At 35.6% G+C, this 23,644-nt stretch carries 19 protein-coding genes and 3 tRNA genes; 12 read left to right on the plus strand and 10 right to left on the minus strand.

Features of this window, described 5'->3' with window-relative positions:
- Positions 1-8 precede the first annotated feature (8 nt).
- The 4 genes from AC51AA_RS14375 to AC51AA_RS14390 all read right to left on the minus strand — a co-directional run bounded on the left by AC51AA_RS14375 (position 9) and on the right by AC51AA_RS14390 (position 3,688).
- Positions 9-644 (minus strand): LysE family transporter, encoded by a 636-nt coding sequence (locus AC51AA_RS14375; protein ID WP_500702919.1) that lies wholly within the window; start codon positions 642-644, stop codon positions 9-11.
- Positions 645-685: 41 nt separating this feature from the next.
- On the minus strand, positions 686-1,363 hold the full coding sequence (gene trmB / locus AC51AA_RS14380; RefSeq protein ID WP_500705643.1) for a tRNA (guanosine(46)-N7)-methyltransferase TrmB: 678 nt from the start codon (positions 1,361-1,363) through the stop codon (positions 686-688).
- Between the two features lie 188 nt (positions 1,364-1,551).
- Positions 1,552-2,934 carry an ammonium transporter gene (locus AC51AA_RS14385; RefSeq protein ID WP_500702920.1) on the minus strand — a complete coding sequence of 461 codons (1,383 nt, stop codon included), beginning with the start codon at positions 2,932-2,934 and terminating at the stop codon, positions 1,552-1,554.
- Between the two features lie 262 nt (positions 2,935-3,196).
- Entirely contained in the window at positions 3,197-3,688 is a 492-nt protein-coding gene (locus AC51AA_RS14390; protein WP_500702921.1) for a nuclear transport factor 2 family protein, read from the minus strand.
- A 197-nt stretch (positions 3,689-3,885) separates the two neighbouring features.
- Between AC51AA_RS14390 and AC51AA_RS14395 the strand changes: the two genes are divergently transcribed.
- Positions 3,886-4,560 carry a hypothetical protein gene (locus tag AC51AA_RS14395; RefSeq protein WP_500702922.1) on the plus strand — a complete coding sequence of 225 codons (675 nt, stop codon included), beginning with the start codon at positions 3,886-3,888 and terminating at the stop codon, positions 4,558-4,560.
- 58 nt (positions 4,561-4,618) lie between these two features.
- Here the strand turns inward: AC51AA_RS14395 and wrbA are convergent, their stop codons facing one another.
- Complete coding sequence (gene wrbA / locus AC51AA_RS14400; RefSeq protein ID WP_500702923.1) at positions 4,619-5,785, minus strand: NAD(P)H:quinone oxidoreductase; 1,167 nt, start codon at positions 5,783-5,785, stop codon at positions 4,619-4,621.
- 273 nt (positions 5,786-6,058) lie between these two features.
- Here wrbA and AC51AA_RS14405 point away from each other — a divergent pair, with 273 nt between their 5' ends.
- Positions 6,059-6,712, plus strand: a complete 654-nt coding sequence (locus tag AC51AA_RS14405) for an NAD-dependent epimerase/dehydratase family protein (protein ID WP_500702924.1) — start codon at positions 6,059-6,061, stop codon at positions 6,710-6,712.
- A 56-nt stretch (positions 6,713-6,768) separates the two neighbouring features.
- Here the strand turns inward: AC51AA_RS14405 and AC51AA_RS14410 are convergent, their stop codons facing one another.
- Positions 6,769-7,083: an HPF/RaiA family ribosome-associated protein gene (locus tag AC51AA_RS14410; RefSeq protein ID WP_500702925.1), complete on the minus strand. Its 315-nt coding sequence runs from the start codon at positions 7,081-7,083 to the stop codon at positions 6,769-6,771.
- 183 nt (positions 7,084-7,266) lie between these two features.
- Positions 7,267-9,723, minus strand: coding sequence for an AsmA family protein (locus tag AC51AA_RS14415; protein WP_500702926.1), 2,457 nt, complete (start codon positions 9,721-9,723; stop codon positions 7,267-7,269).
- Between the two features lie 260 nt (positions 9,724-9,983).
- Between AC51AA_RS14415 and trxA the strand changes: the two genes are divergently transcribed.
- The 4 genes from trxA (at position 9,984) to AC51AA_RS14435 (ending at position 14,088) form a co-directional block, all read left to right on the plus strand.
- Positions 9,984-10,304, plus strand: a complete 321-nt coding sequence (gene trxA / locus AC51AA_RS14420) for a thioredoxin (protein ID WP_487312998.1) — start codon at positions 9,984-9,986, stop codon at positions 10,302-10,304.
- Positions 10,305-10,428: 124 nt separating this feature from the next.
- Complete coding sequence (locus AC51AA_RS14425) at positions 10,429-13,005, plus strand: M1 family metallopeptidase (protein ID WP_500702927.1); 2,577 nt, start codon at positions 10,429-10,431, stop codon at positions 13,003-13,005.
- Positions 13,002-13,928 carry a DUF58 domain-containing protein gene (locus AC51AA_RS14430; RefSeq protein WP_500702928.1) on the plus strand — a complete coding sequence of 309 codons (927 nt, stop codon included), beginning with the start codon at positions 13,002-13,004 and terminating at the stop codon, positions 13,926-13,928. Before AC51AA_RS14425 ends, AC51AA_RS14430 begins: the two co-directional genes overlap by 4 nt.
- An 86-nt stretch (positions 13,929-14,014) precedes the next feature.
- Positions 14,015-14,088, plus strand: a tRNA-Asp gene (locus AC51AA_RS14435).
- 351 nt (positions 14,089-14,439) lie between these two features.
- On the opposite strand, the gene AC51AA_RS14440 is transcribed toward AC51AA_RS14435, so the two are convergent.
- Positions 14,440-14,628, minus strand: a complete 189-nt coding sequence (locus AC51AA_RS14440; RefSeq protein WP_500702929.1) for a hypothetical protein — start codon at positions 14,626-14,628, stop codon at positions 14,440-14,442.
- A gap of 317 nt (positions 14,629-14,945) precedes the next feature.
- Here AC51AA_RS14440 and AC51AA_RS14445 point away from each other — a divergent pair.
- The 5 genes from AC51AA_RS14445 to AC51AA_RS14465 all read left to right on the plus strand — a co-directional run bounded on the left by AC51AA_RS14445 (position 14,946) and on the right by AC51AA_RS14465 (position 20,255).
- A tRNA-Asp gene (locus tag AC51AA_RS14445) sits at positions 14,946-15,019 on the plus strand.
- Between the two features lie 140 nt (positions 15,020-15,159).
- Positions 15,160-15,981 (plus strand): helix-turn-helix domain-containing protein, encoded by an 822-nt coding sequence (locus tag AC51AA_RS14450; RefSeq protein ID WP_500702930.1) that lies wholly within the window; start codon positions 15,160-15,162, stop codon positions 15,979-15,981.
- Between the two features lie 279 nt (positions 15,982-16,260).
- Positions 16,261-17,580 (plus strand): TolC family protein, encoded by a 1,320-nt coding sequence (locus AC51AA_RS14455; protein WP_500702931.1) that lies wholly within the window; start codon positions 16,261-16,263, stop codon positions 17,578-17,580.
- 37 nt (positions 17,581-17,617) lie between these two features.
- Positions 17,618-18,670, plus strand: coding sequence for an HlyD family secretion protein (locus AC51AA_RS14460; RefSeq protein ID WP_500702932.1), 1,053 nt, complete (start codon positions 17,618-17,620; stop codon positions 18,668-18,670).
- A gap of 1 nt (position 18,671) precedes the next feature.
- Positions 18,672-20,255 (plus strand): efflux MFS transporter permease, encoded by a 1,584-nt coding sequence (locus AC51AA_RS14465; protein ID WP_500702933.1) that lies wholly within the window; start codon positions 18,672-18,674, stop codon positions 20,253-20,255.
- A gap of 348 nt (positions 20,256-20,603) precedes the next feature.
- On the opposite strand, the gene AC51AA_RS14470 is transcribed toward AC51AA_RS14465, so the two are convergent.
- Together AC51AA_RS14470 and AC51AA_RS14475 are read right to left on the minus strand one after the other, a co-directional pair.
- Positions 20,604-21,449, minus strand: coding sequence for a class I SAM-dependent methyltransferase (locus tag AC51AA_RS14470; protein WP_500702934.1), 846 nt, complete (start codon positions 21,447-21,449; stop codon positions 20,604-20,606).
- Positions 21,450-21,809: 360 nt separating this feature from the next.
- Positions 21,810-21,891, minus strand: a tRNA-Leu gene (locus tag AC51AA_RS14475).
- Between the two features lie 108 nt (positions 21,892-21,999).
- Here AC51AA_RS14475 and AC51AA_RS14480 point away from each other — a divergent pair.
- A complete protein-coding gene (locus tag AC51AA_RS14480; protein WP_500702935.1) occupies positions 22,000-23,388 on the plus strand; it encodes a dipeptidase in 1,389 nt (462 codons plus the stop codon).
- Positions 23,389-23,644: the final 256 nt, after the last annotated feature.

A 23,644-nucleotide genomic window follows, 5' to 3' on the forward strand; every position in this document is an offset into this window, starting at 1 on the left:
TTGGTGTTTTAACCGAAATAGTAATTCAAAATATTAAAAAGTGTTGCCACAGATATCAAGCCCGTAATGCTTCCGATTATGGTGTTCATATTGCGCATCAAGTAATCTGTCTTTGCCTCTATTCTGCCAAAGAAAGCGATATAGCTGTATAGGGCTGCAAACGATCCTAAAACAGAACCGAATACAAAGGTGAAAATAATATTGTTCTCGAATGCAAAAAGACGGTAGGAGGCTAAAGTCACGCTTACTACAACATAGTAGGGGATAGGAAAGAAGTTCAATCCCGAGAGCAGCATTCCTAGAAAGAAACGATTCTTTTTGCTGCTCTTTTTAATCTTTGATTTTTTGGCTTTAGGTTCTTTGGCAATGAACAAAAAGTAAATCGTTAAAATAGAGAAAATAACAAACCCCACTTCACGCAATAAGGTCACTACATCTGGACGATTGTCAATTACCTGGGCAAATAAAACGGCTAGAGCAACCTGAAAAAAAATAACTATTATTGCTCCGGCCACAAACCATAACGCATTCTTTTTTCCTTCTTTCAAGTTTACTTTAGCCGCCGTCATATTGATTAAACCAGGAGGAATAATTCCAATAAAAGCTGCTATAAAACCTGAAATTAAAGGAGTAAGTAATGCCATTGGTTTATTAAATGGGGTTTTGTAAGATTTTCAAAATTAAATTAATCTTTAATTTTGAAACGAATATACGTAATTGCCTTGTTAATTTCTAAATATTGTTTTTCATAAAAAGTTTGAAATGCAGTTACTTCTTCTGGACTACCTTCATTTTTATATACATTATGATTGGCATACAAAACTTCGTGTCCTTCTCCGTGAAGTAATCCTAAGGTATAACCGTGCATGAATTCACTATCGGTTTTTAGGTTGACAACACCATCTTTTTTAAGGATTTTTTTATACAATTGTAGGAACTCAGAGTTGGTCATTCTGTGTTTGGTTCTTTTGTATTTGATTTGTGGGTCTGGAAAAGTAATCCAAATTTCATCTACCTCATTTTCGTTGAAAATATGATTGATTAATTCGATTTGAGTACGAATAAAAGCCACATTATGCAAGCCGTTTTCGACCGCGGTTTTAGCCCCTCTCCAAAAACGAGCTCCTTTGATATCGATTCCAATAAAGTTTTTGTTGGGATAACGCTCCGCTAATCCGACAGAATATTCTCCTTTTCCACATCCCAATTCCAAAACTAATGGATTGTCATTTTTAAAGAAATCAGAATTCCATTTCCCTTTTAGAGGCATTAAATCACCGACAACTTCTTCTCTAGTTGGTTGAAAAACGTTTTGAAATGTTTCGTTTTCTCTGAATCTTTTTAGTTTATTTTTACTTCCCACTTTTACAAAAATTTTCAGCAAAATTAAGCAATATATGTGAAGGATTGTAAGGCATTGTATTTAAAATTTTTCGATGTTAATTTTATGAATTATAAAGGGATGTAGATGCGTTATAAATTCAATTGCGCTCCTATTGCTTTTTGCTACAGCTGACTGCATGAATCAGTCACGAGCTGTAGGTCTTTTTGTTAGATATAATGTGTTTCAGTCATGTGGTTTGATTTTGGATCCAGAGTTTCATCGTGCTGGGATAAATCCAAACCAATAAGTTCATTTTCTTCAGAAACACGCAAGGGGATAATGAAGTTGGTTACTTTGAATAAAAGATAGGCTCCAAAAAAAGTAAAAATAGAAACCAAAACCAGCGCCATCATATGATGACCAAATACGCTCCATCCTCCATGTAATAAACTGGCATTTTCACCATGTGCAAATATCGCCGTTAGGATCATTCCCATAATTCCGCCAACACCGTGACAGGCAAAAACGTCCAAGGTGTCATCGAATCGTTTTGAAAAACGGCAGTTTACGGCAGTATTGGAAACTAATGCAGTTACAAAACCAAAAAACATACTTTCTGGAACCGATACAAATCCTGCAGCAGGTGTAATGGCCACTAAACCGACTACGGCACCAATACAGGCTCCTAGAGCCGAAACTTTTCTGCCATTAATTCTATCAAAAAAGATCCAGGTAAGCATCGCTGCAGCTGAAGATGTTGTAGTGGTAGCAAAAGCCATTGCAGCAGTTCCGTTGGCTGCAAGCGCTGAACCAGCGTTGAACCCGAACCAGCCGAACCATAACATTCCCGTTCCTAATAAAACAAAAGGGATGTTGGTAGGAATATGTTGGTTGTTTTTTCTTTTTCCTAAAACTAAAACTCCAGCTAAGGCTGCGAAACCAGAACTCATATGAACCACTGTTCCTCCAGCGAAATCTTTAACCCCAAAGTAAGTACCTAAAATTCCTGTTGGATACCAAACGGAATGACACAAAGGAGCATAGATGAAAATGGTAAATAAACTGATGAAAAGTAAATAGGAAATAAAACGAACGCGCTCAGCAAAGGATCCTGTGATAATGGCCGGAGCGATGATGGCAAACTTCATTTGAAACAGAGCAAAAAGCATAAAGGGAATAGTGCTGGCCAATTTTTTATGAGGCAGGACACCTACGTAGTCCATAAAGGCAAAAGTAGTTGGATTGCCAAAAAAACTATAAAAGTGATCTCCGGAACCAAAGCCAATTGGATCACCAAAAGCTAGACTAAAACCAAGTACCACCCATAGAAGGGTTACGACTCCTAAGCAGATGAAACTTTGTAACATCGTGGAAATGACATTTTTCTTACCTACCATTCCTCCATAAAAGAAGGATAGACCTGGGGTCATGATCAAAACAAGACAACAGGACGTTAACATCCAAGCAACATCGGCAGGGACGATATGTTCGGTCGTGCCGAATTCAGCTAATACATAATCGTTTTGAGTAACGGCTGGCCAAAATGCGCCAGTAATGCAAATAACACTTATAATAATAAAGGAAATGATCCAGCGTTTTTCTATATTCATTTTTCAAATACTTTATTTAACCCTATTTTTTTAGGGGTCAAAGTTATAAAAAAATAAAGATTTTTAATTTTTGGGTGGTTAAAATAGAGGTCTGGTCGTGATTTTAGTCGATTTTATAAAATTAGAACTGTTTTTTTGAGACTATCTTATTTTGAACTTCTAAAAAATGGCTATTATTGACGATTATGTTATAGTGAATTTGGTGCTTGGATATGTAAAGTACTATAAAACTTAGGATTATAGTATGGAAATTAGAATTCGCTTATTTTTTCTGGAGCTTTTGAATTAAAAGATCTTCAATCGGGGCTTTTATTTTGACAACGGGATCAACATCGTCATTGGGTATGGTCATGGATAGGACATAGTGTTTAATTTTCCATTCTTTTCCAATTTTCACTAAGACTCCCGAGCCACGACAGATTTTCATTTGGGTGTTGAGTAGTTCATCAAACCAAGCTATTTTGCCTGTTGGATCAAAAAAAACATGACGCTCTAAAGCGGTAAAATTCCACGCTTTGCCTTTGTCAAAATAAGGTTTTGCCCAAATTTTAAAATCTTTTTTATTCCAGTTTTCGGTGGCATCAGTTCCAATAAAAATGGCATTTTCAGCCATTAGATTAAAATAAGCATCAAACTTCGCCTGGCCAGCGGCTTTATGCCAAGCATCGATGGTTTGATTTACTTTATCTTTTTCTTGAGCTTGTCCCTGTGCAAATGCAGTTATAAATAAAAGAAGGAGAATTGATTTTTTCATGTGTAGTTATAGTTTGGTTTAAAGTTAAGAAATATAATCAATTTTTTAATTCAAGCAGAGGGATATAGCTGAGTTTTGAAAGGGTGGATCGTAGTCAAATGCAGCTAATATGGTTGATAAGTAAGAATTTCACGAGAAGCCTTTATGGTTTGAGTGTTGGATTTACTATATTTGATTGCTTTAAAAATACAGACATCATGAATCTAAAAATAGTTATAAGTTCCGTAGTAGTCAGTTCATTAGTTTTAATTTCTTGTAAGAAAGAATTGGAACCACAGAAAAATACCCCAACTTCTGAATTGGTTAAGTTAGGATTGGTAAAAGATACGACCAAAACCAAGTCAGTGGTTCAGGCACCCGCAGCAAACCCAAATACAGTCTTGAGTGATACCAAAGGGCTTAATCCGGCACACGGACAAGCTGGACATCGTTGCGATATTGCAGTTGGAGCACCTTTGAATTCTCCTGCTACAGCACAACAACAAGCTCCGAATACAACAACAACAGGAGCTGCGAATATGCAGGTAATAAATACCAATCAGAAAAACGTAGTGACTACCAGTGCCGTAGCGCCGGTAAAAGTAGCTAAAGGGATGAATCCAGCCCATGGACAACCAGGACACAGATGTGATATTCCAGTGGGATCTCCTTTAAATTCACCAATAGCGACTAAGCCAGTAGCGGCTGCACCTCAAGGAGGTAGTACTTCTAAAACCTTTAGTGTTACACCGCCAGCTACAACAGCGAATCCTGTTCCTGCTTTGTTAAGTACCGAGGCGCCGGTGGCAACGGCTGAAGGAATGAATCCACCTCATGGACAAACCGGGCATCGCTGTGATATAGCCGTTGGAGCTCCATTACCGAAATCTTAAAAAAAACCGAATACAACTTTTGACTGTATTCGGTTTTTGTTTTTTTATCAAGAAAATTTTATTCAATTTCAAAGATAGCCTGAATTTCCACGACTGAATTTATCGGCAATGAAGCGGCGCCTATGGTTGCTCTGGCATGTTTTCCTTTTTCTCCAAAAATTAATGCAGTTAGGTTTGAAGCCGAATTCATAAGGGCAGCATGTTGTGTGTATTCTGGAGTCGTATTAAAATATCCAGTTAGTTGGACACATTGTTTTACTTTGTTCAAATCGCCTCCACAGGCTTCTTTTAGTACGGCAATGACATTGAGCATAGTTTGAAAGGTGGCTTCTTTAGCTTGTTCTTCTGTCACTGTTGAGCCTACTTTACCCGGGTTTACGATTTTTCCCTCTTTTAAAGCTACTTGATTAATGTAGACTTTGTGATCTGAAATAGTATAGGGAACATAATTACCTACTGGCTTAGGAGCTTCAGGAAGTGTAATGTTGTTGTCTTTTAATGTTTTGTTGATATCAATAGCAGTTTTGTTTGCTGCTGCAGTTGTTCTGGCAGTAGTTGCATTTGCTGTGTTTTTTAATCCTGTGGCAATTCTGGCCAAGGCCATTCCTTGTTCTTTAGCCAAGTTCAATTCCGTTGAAGAAGGTCTTGTGCCCACAGATCCTGCTAATGAAGTGGCTCCAAAAGGCGTATTTCCCTGTGGAACTGATTTGTCTGACTTGTCTGTTCCTTTAATTCCAGTAGGGACGATGACCATACCGTGTGAAGCAAGGATATTCCAAAAAGATAAGATGGCTGCTTCTTTTCCTGCGCCAGATCCTGCTGACATAAAAACAGTTGCAGGTTTTTCTTCTAAAGTTCTTGAAGTCCAAAGAGGAATACTTTGACTAAAAAAGTAATTCATATCAGCACTGATATTGGCAAAATGTACAGGGCTTCCAAATGCAATTCCATCATAATTGGCTAATTCTTCAATAGTAGCGATGGGTAGTTTGGATACTTCAGGGCTTAATTTTTCTTTGGGATTAATAGAAGAAATACGTTTTATGGTTGCTTTGGTGTTTGGGTATTGTTGAATTCCTTCCACAACAGCTTGGGCCATTTTATAGGTGCCTCCATTTTGTGAATAGATCAAAACCAATATGTTGGTTTCTGCTGTTTTTATTTGCGCTTTTACGCCAAAATTTATGGAAAGGGCGATTAGTAAGAGAAGTAGCTGTTTTTTCATGAATTTGTTTTAATTGTTTTATTGTAGGTAATCCCTTTTAAAATGGGGCAGCAAAATTACTTTTTACAATACCGAAAAGCGTTATTATTATCTTAATTGATTGGTAAAATTTAAGAGAAAAATTCTTAAAGAAGAGGAGGGAAGTAAAAAAACAAGAGGATCAATACAATAAAGGGAGTAGTTAAGGATGGATAGATTTCAAAGAATCTAATGTCTTTGTATGTGGAGTAAGTTATATTTTTTTAACTTACGGCTAGTAAATCATCTTATTGTATGAAAAAAGTAATTCTTTATGGTGCAAGTGGATTAGTGGGGTCTTATATCCTGGAAAACTTATTGAATAATAGTAATTACCAAGAAGTCGTTATTGTCGTTCGGAAAGATTTAAAAATTCACCATCCAAAATTAAAAACGGTTATTGGAGATATTCATTCCTTGAGTGGTTTCGTGCATGGCATTGCGGTAGATGAAATTTTTATCGCTCTTGGGACTACGCAAAAGAAAACACCCGATAAAAACGATTACTATGAGATTGATCATGATTACCCTGTATTAGCAGCAAAATTGGCTAGAGAAAATGGCGCTAAAGCTGTTTTTCTAGTTTCTGCAGTTGGAGCAAATTCAAAATCATCTGTATTTTATGTGAGAATGAAAGGGGAAACTGAAGAGGATATTATGAATTTGAATTTTAAGCATACCTCTATTTTTAGACCTTCAATGATTTTAGGGAATAGGGGAGAAAATCGACCTCTAGAAAGAGTATTCAAAGTAATTTGGAAAATAATTAGTCCAGTATTTGTTGGAAATTTAAACAAGTATAAGGGGATTGAAGCCAGAGATATAGCCAATGCTATGGTAAATGCGGCGAATCAACTTAATGAAAAGATTAAAGTGCTTCATTGGAAAGAGATGAAGGCTTTGTTGTAATGAAAATGGCATCATCTCAAAGTGAGATAATGCCATTTTATGGTTAGGAGTTTATATTAATGTTCTTTTATTTTTTCGAAACTAGTAGTAAGAGCTCTTTTGATTTTACCAACTGCACCTTGAAAGGCTTTTTCAAGGGTGTCGGAGTGTTCTGTAACGGTAATAGGCTGTAATTTTACAGGACGGACTTCAATGACACATTTCTTGTCATTTAGGCTGAATTTGTCTCCATTTTCATCTCCAAAATGCACTTCAATGCGGGTTATTTTTGCCTCAAAACGCGATAAACCTTTTTCTAATTCGCCAGAGAAGTAGGCTTCTAATCTTTCGTGTCCTTCGATGTTTTTGTCGGTGTTGATCTGAATTTTCATATAGGTTTATATTTAATGATTGTTTCTCAAAGCTATCGAAATTTGAATTAAGAAACCAATGAGTTAATAAAACATTATGAAATTAAATGTGGTAGTTTTAAGCGGTAAGTTCTAGGACGTAGTGGCTAAAACAGTTCCACTTCGCTTAACAGGTTGTTACTTTGGAAGAAGTAAAGTGACCTGTTACTTATTTTTCTTTCCCCATTTGATTTTAATTTTTCCCTGATCATCCACGGCGTTTAAATGCAATACAATTCCGCGATCACGAACGGCATCACGCTCGGCTTGGCTGGCGAGTTTGGCGTCGTTTTTGGAGTTTCGCAATGGAATACTTAGGGCTATATTGGTGCCTCGACCGAATGAATAAACTCCTTCGGCATCCAGATTTAGGACACTCGAGCTGATGGTCAAATGATTAAGGTCGACTTCTTGGCCGCGTATTTTAAGATTAGCAGACAAATCGCTAAAGGTGATGTTTTTGACATCCCGAAACGGAAAGGCGAATTTGCCTATTTTCACGATAGGGTCGAAATTCAGCAGTGCGCCTTGATTGACATTGAACGTTAGATTCCCATGTATGGAATTGGTGATTAATTCACCGGTACTATTGATTAGGCCATTGACATTGGCTCTGCTGCTAAGTTTACCTTTGATGTTGGTTGGGTTAAAAGATTGGATTCCAAAATTATTAAACGATTTTAAAAAACTGGCAATTTCAACTTGATTTACTTGTGCATTTGAGCTAAATGTATAGTTTTTGCCACTGGGTTGTACCTGACTGTCAAACCTAATATTTCCCCCAGAAGTTTGTAAGGAACCATTTTTTATAAGTAGTTTAGAATTGAGCATCTGAATACTGGCAGTGGCATTAGTTGCAGTTAGCTTATTGTAAACTATTTTGTCGGCTTTGAGATCGATGACCACAGCGCATTTGTCAATTGCTGTTCGTAGTTGATTCGAGATGGTGGGTTTTGTATGGGTTTTAGTGGTGGTTTTCTTTTTCTGTGAAGTAGTTAATACGCCTAAAAGTTGTTTTACATCAATATAGGGGCTGAAAATGGTCCAATTTACGAGCATTTTTTCGGGAGCGTCATAATATAGGTTTAGAAAATTATCGATTTTGCCTTCGATGAAAATCATATTTTTCTTGTGTTTGTAGCCGATTTTTTTGATCAGCAGTGCTTGTTGGGTAAAATCCAGTTGGATGTTGATTTTTTCTGCATGAACATTATTTGGGATGTAATGAAAGGAAGTATTGCTCACATTAATGTTTCCTGTAAAAAGTGGTTTGGTAATGTATAGATCGACTATGTCAAATTGAAAATTTAAACGGGCTGTGGCATGACCTCCTTCAAAATGAATCCATCTATCGTTACTGAGTTCGTTGAGTTTGGTAACGTCAAAATCGGAATTGACATATCCAGTGGCAATGGGTTTTTCTAAATTATTAATAGTGGCTTGAGGAATCTTCAGGGGAATGTCCTGGTATTTGCCTGTGAAATGGGTTAGTATAATGGCAGAATTAGCATCGTTGAAGCCATTTTTTGGTTTGAAATTATTAGTAAATATGCCTTTAAAAGTACAATCGGTAATCAATCCATCAGGAATAGTGAGCTGATTGTTTTTAATTTCGGCTTGTACTAGAATTTTTGGATCACCCTCAGCATTAAAGTCACCATTGATGTCACAGCCAACCTGGATGGGTTTGTTTAAATTAAACTGATTGAGTTTGGAGCTGATGTTTTGAGACAATAGATCCGAAGCAGACCGCCATAATATTTTGGTTTCTATATGGATTCCAAAAAGAGCATTGTCTTGGTTGGTCTTAAAAAAAGCCATGATGTCAAAAGTATCACTTCCTATTTTTAGATTCTTGGTTACAACATCTATTTTTTGCTTTTCGGAGGAATAGGAAACGTTAAAAGTGCCTTTGAGTTCTTTTTCCTTGGCAAAGCTGCCATGCACCGTATTAAAAGCTAAACTTTTAATATTGGTTCTAAGGAATATATTGGTTTCCCAATTGTCCTGGTTGTAGTTTACTTTGGACTTTAAGCGAGAGATGTCAAAATCGAATAATTTATTTCCAAGGCGGTTGTTTATTGTAAAATGGACTTGGTTGAGGTCAATTTCGTTAAGAGTAGTTTCCGTTTTGCTTTTGGATGTTTTTGTTGAGGTTGGTTTAAAAACAGCGGTATTCGAATAACCGTCTTTGGCCTTATAAAGGTAAATGTCCGCTTCGTTGAGTAGTATCTTTTGAATGTTGATCTCCTGTTGTAGTAAGCTCCAAATGTTCAAGCGTACTTCTATTTCTTGTGCTTTCAATAAGGTATGACGATGAGCTTGCCATTGATTGTCTTTGAGCTCAACATCTTTTAATGCTAGGGTAAAGTTGGGAAACCCAGTAAGAAATTTGTAATGAAAATCCCCCACATGAAATTTTCCGTTAATCTTGTCATTGATTCTCGCATTGATTTGGGCAATGATTTCTGTTTTGTGTTGATTGAAATAAAAAGACAATCCACCGCAAGTAATGAGCAGTAATCCAATAAGACCTAAAATTAAAAAAATAAAACCTTTGACGTATTTTTTTAAATGAATGGATCGCAGGTAGGTTTTTATTTGATGTAAAGTTTCTTTCATTTATAGGGATTTTCTGAATCATTAAAGATAATACAAAAAACAATGGCTGTTTACGGATTGATTTTCAATTTATTGATTAAGGGAGGCCTTGTGTATAAAAGGCTTAGCTTTAATATAATTATTGACAATACATTTATAATCAAAACTAATTTACGAATGGTGTTTGATTTGTTTTTAATTTCTAAATTTGTACTCAAGTTAAAACACATTAAAAATTGTCTCCCTGAGTAAAGTCGAAGGGATAAACTTTAAATAAAATTATTATGGCATTAGCAATAACAGATGCTACTTTTGATGAAGTAGTTTTAAAATCAGATAAACCAGTAATGGTAGATTTTTGGGCAGCATGGTGTGGTCCTTGTAGAATGGTTGGTCCAATTATTGACCAATTGAGCGATGAGTACGCTGGAAAAGTAGTTGTTGGGAAAGTAGATGTAGATGCAAACCAAGAATTCGCTGCAAAATATGGTGTACGTAATATTCCAACCGTTTTAGTTTTTCATAACGGTGAAGTAGTAGGGAAACAAGTAGGAGTTGCTCCGAAACAAACCTATGCAGATAGTTTAGACGCTTTGTTGTAATCGTAAGATTATAATTTATATAAAAAGGTTTGACGCAAAGTCAAGCCTTTTTTTATTTATAGGGATGAGCTCTTCAAACTCAATCCTTTTTTTTATTTTTAGCGAATCTTATATTCCTTTAAAAATGAAAATTTTCTACTGCTTTCTCGGGTTTTTTATGATAACGACCATTGGGTTTTCTCAAGTAAAACGAAAACAAAATTTTGTTTTGGATAGAGGAGTTTCGCAAGAGTTGGCTCGTTTTCGAAAACATCAAATCAGCAATGTAACGTATCAGCTCTCCTTTGAAATCCCCGGTGAGAAAGAACAGAAGATCAATTCGAATCTTCTTTTAGCTCTTACTTTGTCAGATTTAAGCAAGCCTTTGTTTTTGGATTTTAAAGAGCAATCTCAAAATCTGAAGTTTGTTAAGGTAAACGGAAAGACGGTTGCTTTGGTTCACGAACTGGGGCATATTGTTATTGGGGTTAAGGATCTCATTTTGGGAAAGAATAGTATTGAGATTGCTTTTGTAGCGGGCGAAATGTCCCTAAATCGCAACGATGATTTTTTGTATACTTTATTGGTTCCAGATCGTGCGAGCACGTTATTTCCGTGTTTGGATCAGCCGGATATTAAGGCGACCTATCAATTGAGTCTTACTGTTCCAAAGGATTGGTCTGTTTTAGCTGGTGCGGATGTAAAAGAGAAAGTGGATAGTGGTGATTTTACAGCCTATACTTTTGGGGAGTCAGATAAAATGAGTACCTATTTGTTTTCATTTGTGGCAGGGAAATTTAAAAGTGTAACGCAAAAACCTGCTGATTTAAAAATGACACTGCTGTATCGTGAAAACAATCCCGCGAAGATTCGCAGTAGTGCCGATACTATTTTTAAATTGCATCAGCAATCTTTAGCTTTTTTAGAAAAATATACGAGTTATCCGTTTCCTTTTCAGAAGTTGGATTTTGCATCGATTCCCGTTTTTCAATATGGAGGGATGGAACATGTTGGTGCTATTCAATATAAAGAATCAACTTTGTTTTTGGACAATAGTGCAACGGATAGTGAAAAATTAGATAGAGCCAAGCTTATTGCACATGAAAGCTCACATATGTGGTTTGGTGATTTGGTAACGATGAAATGGTTTGATGATGTATGGATGAAAGAGGTGTTTGCTAATTTTATGGCCGATAAAATCATGAATCCAATTTTTCCGAAAGTGAATCATAATTTGCAGTTTTTGACGGCGCATTATCCGAATGCTTATGCAGAAGATAGATCGTTAGGGACGCATCCGATCAAACAGCAGTTAGCGAACCTTAAAGACGCTGGTTCGCTCTATGGGAGTATTATTTACAATAAAGCACCCATTATGATGCGTCAGTTAGAAGTATCAATGGGAAAAGAGGCCTTTCAAAAGGGAATTGAAAAGTATATTAGAAAATACGCCTACGACAATGCTGATTGGAATAATTTGGTAGAAATTCTAGATGCAGAAACGCCTTTGGATTTGCAAAAATGGAGTGAAGTTTGGGTCAATAAATCAGGTAGAGCGCTTTTTAAGGATCGAATTGAGTATGATGGTCAAAATAAGATCAAAGTATTTGAAATCCAGCAAAAAGCAGAAGATAACTCAGCTAATTTTTGGCCGCAGATTTTTGAAATCGGCCTAATATATTCGGATCATGTTAAAGTAGTTAAGGCTCACATAGAAGATAGAAAAAACAATATAAAAGAGTTAATAGGTCAATCGAAACCCATTAGTATTATTTATAATTATAATGGTTTTGGCTACGGCGTTTTTCCATTTGACTCTACTAATGTAGATTCGGTTACAGACATAAAAGATGAGGTGGCAAGAGCTTCTACTTATATTAATCTATATGAGAATTGTTTAACGGGTGTTATTGCGCCAAGTAAAGTTTTTGATTGTTTTGTGAAAGGCATTGAGTTGGAGCAAAATGAATTAGTTTTGAAAATAATTACCAATGAGACAGCTGCTGTTTTTTGGAAATTTCTAACGCAGAAGCAGCAAAGTACCGCACAAAAACAACTTGAAGATGTTTTGTACAAGCGTTTGCAGACTAATCTTCCGAGTAATATTAAAAAGACGCTGTTTAATTTGTTCAGTTCAATTGCTTATTCCGATGCAGGAAAAGAGAAGCTGTATGATATTTGGAATAAAGAGACAGTTCTTCAAAATTTAAAATTAAATGAAGATGATTATGTTAATATGGCTATGAATTTAGCTATATTTAAACATGAGAGAACAGCTGAAATTCTAGAGACAGCACAGGCGGCAATCACGAATCCGGACAAGCTAAAACGATTTGAGTTTTTGCTGCCTTCTCTATCTAATGATGAGTTGGTTCGGGATATTTTTGTGCGATCATTGCAAGAGGATGTAAACCGAGAAAAAGAAGCTTGGGTCTCGGTTGGTTTGGCTAATATTCATCACCCTTTACGTCAAGAGAGCGCACAAAAGTATATTAGGTTATCATTAAATTTGGTGGAAGAAATCCAGCGCACAGGGGATATCTTCTTTCCTAAAGACTGGTTGAATAATACGGTTGGAAAATACTCATCTAAGGATGCTTTCGATCAAGTACAGCAATTTTTAAAAGAAAACCCTAATTTCAGTCCTATTCTTAAAAGGAAATTATTGCAGGCAACAGACGGTTTGTACCGAGCCCAAAACATTAAAAAGGAAATCGAATGAAAATCGAATCGGAAATAGAAAAAGTATCGAGCTTTCAGCATTTGGAAATGTTGGCCAATCAAGTGGTAGAAGGTTTTATATCTGGAATGCATAAAAGTCCATTTCATGGATTTTCGGCTGAATTTGCGGAGCATAAAGTTTATAATGCTGGAGAAAGCACCAAACATATCGATTGGAAGTTGTTTGCTAAGACAGATCGTTTGTATACGAAATGTTTTGAAGAGGAAACTAATTTACGCTGTCATCTTATAGTGGACAATTCCTCTTCCATGCATTATCCAGAGTTAAAATCAAATCAATCTTTTTATGAAAAAAAGATTGGGTTTGCGGTTTTGGCTTCAGCTGTATTGATGAATATATTGAAGAAACAACGTGATGCTGTTGGTTTAAGTGTGTTTTCGGATCATTATGAGTATTATGCGCCTGAAAAAGGAAGTGATCGACATCATCGGATGTTGCTCAATAAGTTGGAGCAATTGTTAGAGCAATCTAAGGTTAGGAGGCGTACGGATACCATTACGTATTTGCATCAAATAGCGGAGAAGATGCATCGACGTTCCATGATCATCTTATTTACGGATATGTTTCAATCTGAAGATGATGAAAGGCTGTTTAATGCATTACAACATTTAAAACACAATAAACATAAAGTAGTGCTGTTTCATGTAGTTGAGAATAAAACAGAGCTTAAATTTGATTTTGATAATGCTCCACGTAAGTTTATCGATATTGAAACAGGTGAAGAAGTGTCGATCTTTGCGGATAATGTTAAGGTGGAGTATGAAAAAAGGGCAAAGGAGTACTTTACTAATTTGGCTTTAACCTGCGCGAAGAACCAAATTAAGTATGTTCCGGTCAATGTTGGGGATAATTTTGAAAAAATACTTACTACGTATTTGGTTGAAAAACAAAACTTTGGATAATAATTTGAATATTAATTTAAAATATTTTGTAAAAACGCTTGCAGAAACGAAATTCTATACTATCTTTGCAACCGCAATAACGCAGAGGTTTGGTAGTTCAGTTGGTTAGAATACATGCCTGTCACGCATGGGGTCGCGGGTTCGAGTCCCGTCCAGACCGCAATATTGGGAAAAGCCTTTCTTAACGGAAAGGCTTTTTTGCCCAAATACGGTATCTAAAATTAGTTGTGTTGTTTTGCTACGACTTTGTAACTCGTAGCTGGTTTAGTAGTTAGACCAATGAAAAGCTTTCCACTTTTGTGGATGGCTTTTTTGATTTAAACCCTTTTTGGTTTTGCTGAATTTTGAAACAAACGCAAAGGGGATAGGAGTAGCATTTACTTTTAAAGATGCTGTTTCTGCTAGAAGCTCCGCAAAAAAGAGCAATACAAATACAATTATTTGGACTGGAGTCTATTGATCTCTTTTTAACAAGACGTAAACTCTTGCGTTACGCCAGTTCTGTCCGCCACTAAATTCCAATTTCTAAAAACGACTTTTCCGGTATCCTCATTAAGTCATCTTCTTCGAGTGATATGAAGATACACTGATGTCCACGAATAGGAAAATCTTGAATTGTTATCTCAACAAAGAATCCTTTTTGCGTTAGCTTAAACCCTCTGTATTCTTTAGGAGTCAAATAGATCTCTCTTAAGTACAAGTGAAGTTTTTTATTTTCCTTTTTTGTAACTTTTTCACAACTGTAGATTTTAATTCGAAGTAGGTGTATTTGTTTTGAAGGAGGTTGTTGAGGTGTTTTTTGTATATAAATAAGAGAGTTTTGTTTTATAAAAGGGTGTAAAGCGGTGCTATTGTTATTGAGATATTTAACTAGTAAGAAAATACATCTTTTTGTGTTTTTCTATTTTAATAGAAATCAATAGGTTAAAAAAAATATTGATTTTATTCGTTTAAAAATCGAAAAAAACCTTGTAGAATCAAACTTCTATTGTATTTTTGCACCACAATAACGCAGTAGGTTTGGTAGTTCAGTTGGTTAGAATACATGCCTGTCACGCATGGGGTCGCGGGTTCGAGTCCCGTCCAGACCGCAATATTGGAGAAAGCCTTTCTTAACGGAAAGGCTTTTTTATTTTAATACAATTCTACATTGTATAATTTTCTTCCTTATATTTATATAGCGCAAAAACTAGATAATCCAATAAAGCTTGTTTATATCCTTATTGCCTAAATGGAACAATTCAATAATAAAATTGAGAAGTATTACACCAAGAAAGTTGATGCTGATAAAAAAAGTATTTATTGTCATCATGATTTGATGGGAGAATTGTTTGTTACGACACATAAACATAATAAAGCACAATTACTATATGCTGAAGGAGATGTTGTGTTTGTGACTACGGAGACTAAAACTTATTTTTTACCTGCACGACATTTGATTTGGATTCCAGCTGGTGTAGAGCATAGTATTCATCCGAAGTCCAAAAACGTGATGATGCGAAATTTGTATTTTCCAGTAGAGAAAGAAGAGGATGTATTTTATCAGAATGAAGGTATTTATCCGGTGAATAATCTACTGCTACAAATGATGCTTTTTACCAATCAATGGAATGGTGATCTTAAGAAAGGAAGTTCTAACTTTGTGATCGCTAAAGCTATTAAAGCTATATTGCCGCAAATTTGTCTAACAAATCTACCTTTAGAATTGCCTTTGCCTAAAGATCCACGATTAGGTAAAATTTTGCGTTATATCGAGAATAATTTAGGAGAAACTATACTTTTTAGTAATGTGGCACAAGAATTTGGATATAGCGAGCGCTCTTTGTATCGTTTGTTTCAAAAAGATCTCAAGATGTCATTCATTCAGTATTATACGATTAGAAGGATTTTGAGGGCAATTGAATTACTTCTAGATAGAAAACTTTCGGTCAAGGAGGTGGCTCAGGAAGTAGGATATAGTAGTGTGCCGACATTTAGCAATACTTTCTTTAAAGTTCTGGGGCAGCGTCCATCAGATTACTTGAATGGTGAGGATATTTTGAAAAGCAGGTAATACCATAGTTATTTAAGTTTTGGACTTGTTTTTTGACTGGTGGCTTAATCTCTGAAGTCAACTGAAAAATTTTTGTTTGCTACTGTTTTGAGTAAATGCTTGATTTTTAATTCATTGAAGTTGTGTCTTCTTAGTGTGAAAAATTAACATTTGTCCGAAATGAATATGTTATTGACTTTTTAGAATTATCAGTCAACAAAAAAATGAGGGAACTTTGCATTATAAATTATTTATGTATTCATGTTCCTTAAAAAACAGATTTCCGCACTACAGTGTTTCTTGAAAAAAACTGCGATAGCCTTATTTTTTCTCGGATTCACCACTTTACAAGCGCAACAAATAAATTCGATTTCATTAAGTGAAGCGATTAAAATTGCCAAAGAGAATAATAGAAATATTCTCAGATCTCAACTCGAAGTAACACTTTCCGAACAAAACATCAAAGAAAACAAGGATCTTCGATTGCCTGAAATTGAGCTAAACGGTGCCTATTCCAGAATTACCAATATAACTGAGTTTAAAGGTGGTTTCTTGAAGGGTAAAGAAGTTACGCGTACAATTCCTGAAATTTATGAAGTTGGAACTACTTTTAAAATGCCACTTTATGTTGGGAATAAAATCAACAATGCAATAAAAATTGCGAATCAGGAGAGTCAAATTGCACGTATAAAAAAAGAAAAAACCGAAAATGATATTGAATTAGAGGTTATCGGAACTTATTTGGGTATTTACAAAATGAAGGAGCTTCAGAAGATTATTGAGGAGAGTATCAAAGAAGAGCGAAACCGATTAAAAGAAGTTCTGTCTCTGCAGAAGCATGGGACAGTAACTAAAAATGAAGTGTTGCGTGCAGAGTTACAACTTTCCGACCGTGAGTTGAATGCGTTGACTAATTCTAAAAATATTAAAATTTCACTTCACGATTTAAAAACCTTGCTTCAATTGCCGGAACAGCAAGATGTTGATGTTGATATGGCTATGGATATTGATGAAATGCAAGGTATTGATTCCTATGATTTGTTTTTGAATAATGCATTAAGAAATGAGGAAATGCGAATTTCAAGTCAAGAACTGGCTGTGAAGAAAACTGAATTAAGTGTGGTAAAAGGGAATTATTACCCAAGTATTAATTTCTTTGGAAATTATAGTTTTAACTATCCTAATTATAAATTTTTCCCTCCAAATCCATATTTGTACACCTTAGGACAAGTTGGGATCGAAGCTAGTTTTGATTTGTCGGGCTTGTATAAAAACAAGACTAAGGTCCAAATGGCGACAACCAGAATTCAATGGCAGGAAATGCAGTCTGAAATTGTAAAAGATAAAATTCAAGATGAGTTATATCGAAATCATACGCAATATCAAGAAATCACCGAGAAGTTTAAGGTTGTTGATAAGGCTTTAGAATTGGCCGATGAAAATTACCGAATTGTAAAGCTAAAATACTTGAATCAGCTGGTTTTAATAACAGAGATGGTGGATGCTGATAATGCGTTGCTGCAGGCAAAATACAATAAAATTTCGATTCGAATTGATGCTGTAATGAAACATTACGAATTGCTCCGTACTGCTGGAATGTTGCAAACGAAATTTAACTAGATTAAGAAAATTAAAGTAGAATATAGAAATAAAGTATATGGTAAAGATTAAAAATGAAACTAGAACAAATAAAACATTTCATATTGCAATAACGATTATTGCATGTGCATTGGTTGTTAGTGGAATTATTTTGGGAATTTGGTTTTATGTATTCAATCAAAATCACGAAGCGACCAATGATGCTCAGGTGGAGCAATATGTAACGCCTATTATGTCTCGTATCACAGGGTATGTACAGGAAGTTCGTTTTGAGGAAAATCAATTTGTTCATAAAGGAGATACGTTGGTTGTTATTGATAATCGCGAATACAAATCGAAGTTAAATGTGGCCTTGGCTGATGTTCAAAGTGCAAGGCAGAGTAGTGTTGTAGCTGAGAGAAATGTTGTGACAACGGCAAGTACAACGGCAATTGGAGAATCACAGTTGGCGGGTGCAAAAACAACTCTTTGGAAAACGAAATTAGAGTATGAGCGCTATAAAGCTTTGGTAAGAGAAGAGGCTGCAACTTCGCAGCAATTAGAAAAGGTAAAGGCGGATTATGAATCGGCACAAGCTCATTTTCAGGAAATGAGAGATCGAATTCAATCTTCAAATTTAAGTACGTCTCAAGCGCAAGCAAATGTTCCTACTTCTCAAACTGTTATAGTGTCTAAGCAAGCTGTTGCCGATAATGCTGCATTGTTTCTTTCTTATACCGTAATTACGGCACCTTATGATGGATGGGTAGGGAAGCGAGTTTTACAGCCAGGACAGTTGGTGAAAGAAGGTCAGTCCTTGGTTTCTATTGTGAGTAAGGAAAAATGGATAACAGCCAATTTTAAAGAAACGCAGTTGCAATATTTAACCGTTGGTCAGGAAGTGAGAATTCAGGCTGATGCGATAAGTAATAAAGAGTTTACAGGAGTTATTACGTCATTATCGCCAGCAAGTGGTGCAAGATTTTCGCTATTGCCTCCTGATAATGCAACAGGAAATTTTGTGAAAATTGAACAGAGAATCCCAGTGCGAATTCAGTTAAAAGATACAGACAAACAGGCTGAGTTTTTAAGAGCAGGGATGAATATTTCAGTTACTGCTGAACATCAATAAAATGGAAGATAAGAGTATTTTTAAATCCTGGGTCCCGAATTGGGCGATCATTATTATTTTGTTTGTGTGTTTGTTGCATTCGATGATATTATTGGGTGTTTATAGTTCTAATGTGGCTTATGCAGCCAGTTTTTTGGATATCGAAGCAGAGGATTTGCAGTTTGCTATGTGTGTGACCTATGGGACTTTGCTGGCTACGATTTTAATAGAGAGTAGGTTCTCGAATTATTTTCCGGCCAAAAGTTATTTGATGGCTATTTATTGTCTGATTGCTGTGGTTATCGCAGCATCTAGTTATGTGACTAACTTTGCTGTATTTATTGTTTTAAGAATACTTGAAGGGGTTCTAATGGCTCTGCCCGTGATGATATTGAGGCAGTTGCTGGTCGAGCGTTTTAAATCTAAGAATGCTATTATCATTGGTTTTTCGGTTTATTATGGATCGCTTTTATTGGCGACGCCTTTTATAATGAATATTGCGGTTTGGTTTCTGGATCATTACGATTGGAAATACATGTTATATGTTTCGGGTATGCTTCAAGTTATTAATGTTTTTTTGATATTGGTAACTTTTAATAGTCATCGAATCACTAAGAAAATTCCGCTTTATCAAGTTGATTTTCTGAGTTTTGTTTTGATTTTAACATCTGTTTTGACTGGTGCTTACTTCTTTGTTTATGGGGAAAGAAAGTACTGGTTTGAATCGTCACAGTTAATTTTGTCTTTAATATTCTGTTTGATTACGGGAGGTTTGTTTGTATATAGGCAATTATTATTAAAGCGACCAAGCTTTGATTTTGAGGTTTTTAAGTATGCAAATTTAAGAATCGGTTTTCTGTTATTTTTTGTTTTTTACATCGCCAGGGCTACCTTGAGTATTTGTCATAGCGCTATGTTTACGATCTGGAATTGGGATCCGTCACGGGTTGCGGCTGTGCAATATGTAAATGGGCTAGGAAATGTAATAGGACTTGTTCTTGCAGCTTTTTTTCTGATGAGATCTGTGTCGACAAAATATATATTTATGATTGGGTTTTCGCTTTTAGCAATTTATCATTTTTGGTTTACTTTTCTTTTTGTTGCCGATGTCTCTTTGATGGATATCATAGTTCCTTATGTTTTGCAAGGAATAGCTGTTGGGGTTTTATTTGTTCCTTTGGTGTTGTTTACCGTAACGGCGGTTCCGTCAAAGATGATGACATCATCTGGGGTGATTGGAGTTTCTGGTCGTTTTTGGGGGAGTACCATTGGATTTTGTATCATGCAGAATGCACAGGTGTTTTTAAATAAAAAGCACTTTTTGAAATTGAGTCAATTTGTAACTGGAGAAAATACCCAGGCTCAGGAAGTCATCGCTAGGACATCGGAAGGTTTTATGTCAAAAGGGTATTCGCTTGACGAATCAAATGCTCTTGCGTTAAAAAAGGTTTTTAGCACGGTTGCCAAACAATCTGCATTGTTGTCTAATATGGAGATTTACACTGTTGTAGGGTATTCGTTGTTGATTTTAGTTGTTTTAATCGGAGTGAATCAACATTTAAAGCATACAGCGAATTTGTTTAAAAAGAAGATTTGGATAAGCTAGAGAGCTTTTGATAATAAAAAAATATTGAGGAGTGATTACCTTGATTTTTTCGATTGATGATTGATGCCCGTGCTGATTACACGGGTTTTTTTGTTTGTAAAAAAAACGAAATAGGATTGATCTCTAATGTGTGTTGAATTGAAAATTAAATCTCCTAATTTTTGTATTTTATATATCGGAATTAAGAGTGCGGGTAGTCTTACAATAGAAGCTAAAAAATAGATTAATTGATTTCTTTTATAGTGGTACCGAAACAAGATGTATGGCAAGATAATACGTTGCTTAAATTATGTTATTGTCTTGGGAATAATGCGAGATCTTGAAACGACTCTTTCGATGTCGAGTTGGTTATTTTTCACCATAAATTATAAGCGCAGTTCCGTCTATAATTACATTTTCTTCTGGATATTTTTCATTAATTAATTCATAAACCTCTTGTTTTATTTTTTCTTTCATGCTATCATCTGCGTTACTGAGAGCGGCAACAAAAGGCGCTGCGATTTCGGTCATCATGTTCCAATAAACCTCGGACGTTCCACAGTTTAATTTACCGACTATTTCTTTTTCAGAAATGTTTTTAAAACCAGCCTGACTAAAAATATCTATCATTAAACCAGGTCTTGCACAACGAAACATTCCAGGGGCTTCTGGCGCAGGTGGAGCTAATTGCATGTTTCTGTTAATAGTACCGCCAACGGCAGTTACCCAGAAATTTTTCTCCGGTACGCTCCAAACTGCAATTGCAATTTTTCCGCCAGGTTTTAAAACCCGATACATTTCTTTGGCGGCCAAAAGCATATCAGGGAAAAACATAAAGCCCATTCGGCAACTAATGGCGTTGAAAGTGTTGTCAAAGAAAGGAAGTTCGCTTACATCGCAGGCATGAAATTCAATATTTGTTATTTTTTTTTTAGCCGCATTTTCACGAGCAATATCGAGCATGTCATCTGCAAGGTCGGTAATAATCACTTTTCCGTCTGAAAGCATAGATGCAATGCTTAAACCAGGCTCGCCAGTTCCTGCGGCAACATCTAAAATTACTTCTGCATTTTTAGGGTTTATCAGGCGAATAATTTCATTAGCAAAAGGCTTCATAAAGTCTAGAATTTCAGAATCCCATTTCTTCCAACCGGGAGAAAATTTATTCCAAGCCGCTTTTTGCTGTTCGCGAATTTCTTGAAGTTGTGGTTCCATTTCGTTTGTTTTTAAATGAAAGACTCAATTGCAGAGTTATTAAAGTAACAACTGTTAATTTTTTAACCGAAACAAAATTTGAAAATCGGTTTCCATGTAGGTGAATAGACGAAGTTGGTTTAGTGTTTTTAAGCTTATCAAAGGTAAGGAAGAATTCTTGAAATTAGCTATTTAGCCGTGTGTATTTATTTGATTTTTAGTTGACTATCGTTTAATTTTTTTTGGGAATGTTTTGGTGAAAAACGGATTACAAATACGGATATCAAGCTCTAATTCTTTTTCTATATCATGTTTGTGTAATTAAGAAGAAGACAAGTTATAAAAACAAAAAAGCTTCTGATTTCTCAGAAGCTTTTTCAGTGCGGATAATAGGACTCGAACCTACACGCCTTGCGGCACCAGATCCTAAGTCTGGCATGTCTACCAATTTCACCATATCCGCTCAATTGTGGTGCAAAGATAAGCATAACTTCTATATTTCAAAGTATTTTATGAAAAAAATATTCATTCTATTTTTTGTACTTTTGAAACTCTATAAAAAAATATTTAAATGGAAATCATAAAAGCTTACGTTCAACAGCATAAAGATCGCTTTATCAGTGAGTTGGTGGAGTTATTAAAAATTCCGTCGGTAAGTGCCGACACTGCATATTCGCAAGATGTGATTGATACTGCAGAAGCAGTTAAAGAAAGTTTATCAAAAGCAGGCTGCGATTTAGTCGAAATTTGCGACACTCCGGGCTATCCAATCATCTATGGAGAGAAAATAATCGATCCAAATTTGCCTACTGTTCTAGTGTATGGTCATTATGACGTTCAGCCGCCAGATCCAATAGAGTTATGGACATCACCTCCTTTTGAGCCAGTTATTAAAAAAACAGAAATTCATCCAGAAGGTGCAATCTTTGCTCGTGGAGCTTGTGACGATAAAGGCCAAATGTATATGCATGTAAAAGCTTTAGAGCTTATGGTACAAACCAATACTTTGCCTTGTAATGTAAAATTTATGATCGAAGGTGAAGAAGAGGTAGGTTCAGCAAGTTTAGCTTGGTTTGTAGAACGCAATCAGGAGAAACTAAAGAATGATGTGATTTTAATTTCAGACACTGGAATGATTTCTAATCAACAGCCATCAATTACTACTGGTTTACGTGGATTAAGTTATGTAGAGGTTGAAGTTACAGGTCCAAATCGTGATTTGCATTCAGGTTTATATGGAGGTGCAGTAGCTAATCCTATTAATGTTTTGGCTAAGATGATTGCATCGCTTCATGATGAAGACAATCATATTACTATTCCAGGATTTTATGATAGAGTTGAAGAATTATCCCTTGAAGAGAGAGCTGAAATGGCAAAAGCGCCGTTTAGTTTAGAGAAATATAAAAAAGCTTTAGACTTAAACGATGTGTATGGTGAGAAAGGCTACGTAACCAACGAGCGCAACTCGATTCGTCCAACATTAGATGTAAACGGAATTTGGGGCGGGTATCAAGGAGAAGGAGCAAAAACGGTTATTGCAAGTAAAGCTTTTGCGAAAATTTCGATGCGTTTGGTGCCGAATCAAGATTGGGAAGAAATAACGACTCTTTTTACGAAACATTTCACGAACATCGCTCCGGCTGGAGTTACTGTTAAGGTAACACCACATCATGGAGGACAAGGTTATGTGACGCCGATTGATAGTATTGGTTATAAAGCTGCAAATATGGCGTATACAGAAACTTTTGGAGTTCCTGCTATTCCAGTGCGCTCAGGTGGAAGTATTCCAATTGTGGCATTATTTGAAAAAGAGCTTAAAAGTAAAACTATCCTAATGGGATTCGGTTTGGATAGTGATGCAATTCATTCGCCGAATGAGCATTTTGGAATTTTTAATTACTTAAAAGGGATTCAGACTATACCATTGTTTTACAAATATTTTGTAGAACTTTCTAAATAATCCAAAGATCATTTTTTTTAAGTTGTTAAATAAAGATAGCTTATAATTCTTTGATAAAGGAGGAAATTGTAAATCCGCTTATTCTTAAAAAGAGTAAGCGGATTTTTTATTGGTATGGCCTCCCTTAGGACTATTTCCTCAGTTGTTATAGGTAAGGTTTGAATTTTAAGGAGCAAAAAATATATTTATTATGGATTTAAAGTCATTGTAGTCAGAAAGTTAGAAAAACATATTGTATATTAAAAATTTATCTCTA

The sequence above is a fragment of the Flavobacterium sp. OHVDL-2026-0007 genome (assembly GCF_059882335.1).